Origin of the sequence: Phytoactinopolyspora halotolerans, from assembly GCF_010550675.1 — a bacterium.
GTDB lineage: Bacteria > Actinomycetota > Actinomycetes > Jiangellales > Jiangellaceae > Phytoactinopolyspora > Phytoactinopolyspora halotolerans.
Window position 1 is genome coordinate 1 of record NZ_JAAGOA010000053.1, and the last position, 1764, is coordinate 1764.

The 1764-nt window shown below is 65.2% G+C and carries 1 protein-coding gene; it reads right to left on the minus strand.

Features of this window, described 5'->3' with window-relative positions:
• Positions 1-20 precede the first annotated feature (20 nt).
• Positions 21-1652: an IS1634 family transposase gene (locus G1H10_RS32035; protein WP_163745347.1), complete on the minus strand. Its 1632-nt coding sequence runs from the start codon at positions 1650-1652 to the stop codon at positions 21-23.
• Positions 1653-1764: the final 112 nt, after the last annotated feature.

Below are 1764 nucleotides of genomic sequence, written 5' to 3' on the forward strand. Positions count from 1 at the left end.
CCTGAGTTGGGTCATACGCCTTAGTGCCTTGGGCTTGGGGTGTGGATGGCGTCGATGAGGGCCTTGTGGTCGTTGTTGAGTGCGGGCGGGAAGGTCTGGATGTTGCCGTTGATTTCGATGGTTGCCGAGCGCAGCGGGCGTAGCTCGCGCAGGATCTTGCGGATCGACCATCCGGTGCGGTCCTGAACGGTTCGGGATACCGCCAGGGCGGTGAAGACGATCGTGAGGTGGGCCTCGATCGCGTCGCGTGTGCGGGCGAATAGGGGCCTGGCCCGCAGGTCTGTCTTGCTCATCCGGAACGACTGCTCGACGTGCCACAGGTCGTGGTAGGAGGCGATCACTTCGCTGGCGTCCATCAGGTGGGCGGGGATGTTGGTGACGTAGCCTTTGAGCCCGACGAGCCGGCGGGCGCGTTGCAGTGCCGTCTCGTCCAGGCTCTGCGCCCCGCTGGTGGTTTTGACGAACCGCGGCGTCCGCGCCGCCTTCTCGCCAGCGATGACCGCACGTGCCTTGTTCTCCTGCGCGGTGAGCGTCTTGTTGTCGCGTGCGGCCCGCTTGGCCGAGTAGGCCCACACCGCCCGCCACGACGATTCATGCTGTTCGGGGTCCCATATCGGTTCAGCACGCAACGCTGTGTCGTTGTCGGTGTTGCGGCCGGTCTTGGGGGTGAGGGTGTCGATGACCTGACCATCGGTGAACGCGTCGCCGTTCCAGCGAAAGTGCGAGGCCAGGTCAATCGGGGCTTTGGTCGCCCGTGAGCCGACGATGAACCGCAAGTGGGCCTTGTCGAGTTCGCGCAGGTTGGCAGCCGAGAGCATGCCGGCGTCGGTGACCACGACCATGTCAGCGAGGTTGTGGCGGTCTTGGAACTGCTTGACGATCGGAATGATCGTGGCCGTCTCGGCTTTGTTGCCCTCGAAGCAGCCGATCTCCAGCGGAAACCCGTTGCGGTCGACCAGCAGCCCCACCACGATCTGTGGATCGATCCGCCTTTCCTTGGAGTAGCCGACCTTGCGCAGCTCGTCTTCGGTCTCGGCCTCGAAGTACAGCGTGGTCACATCGTAGATCACTAGGGACACATCGCCGCAGGTGGAAGCATGCGTGAAACAGGCTTCGGCGACCTGGTCCCGGTAAGCGCCGCTCTGGGCGCGGCGCAGCGTGCGCTTACGGGTCGACAAGCTCGCCGAGGTCCGGCCCAGATCGGCCAGCACCCGATCCACGTCGAGTAGCGAGGTCGGCTCGACGATGCGGGCGATCACTAGGTCACGGAAGCAGTCGTCGCCTACGACGCCGAAGCCGAGATCGTCGAACACCGCCGTCAGCGTGTCGTACAGCAGCTGCGAGGACGCGCGCATCACCCGCGCCGGCCTCACCGTGCGCTGCGGCGGATTTGGCTGGTCGCCGAACAGCACCGGCTCCGACGGCGCCCGGACCAACCGTGCAGCCCGCTGCGGCACCTGCATACCCAGATCGAGGATGCCCTGCATGTCGTCGTCGAGCAGGTCGCGAGCCTGCTGCATCAACAACCCGAGCGTGGCCTCGTCCCGGGCCGATCCCACATGCCGAACGATGCGACGCCGGCCACCGACCGACTCAGCGATCTGCACCGCCGTCGCTCCCGACGCGGTACGCACCCGCCGAATCCAAGCCACCAGACCACCCTACCGCCAAATTAGTGCCTTGAATGCGCACTAAGCCCTCACATCACCGCAGGTCAGCCCGTCTCGGAACCCCAACATGACATGATGTGACCCAAGTCAGGTC